The following is a 219-nucleotide window of genomic DNA, read 5'->3' as shown; positions in this document are numbered from 1 at the left end:
TAGGGAGGTAGAGAAGCGGAGAGATTTTAGCCGACCCCAAAATGAGGTCGGCGGCCCCGCTTTGCGGGGCAAAATCTCGCAGCAGAACGTACCTCCCTGTGGATAACTCCCCACCTTTACATCATGACGGCATCCTTCAGACCTTACCTCTTTAGGATACCCGGGAGTTACCCACAGCCCCGGCGCTCACCCGCCCATTTGGGGCGTCGCGCCGGGGCT

The sequence above is a fragment of the Actinomycetota bacterium genome, assembly GCA_030017835.1.
GTDB lineage: Bacteria > Actinomycetota > Aquicultoria > UBA3085 > Oleimmundimicrobiaceae > Yes70-04.
The sequence above is the reverse complement of the archived record's forward strand: the minus strand, read 5'-3'. Positions refer to the sequence as shown.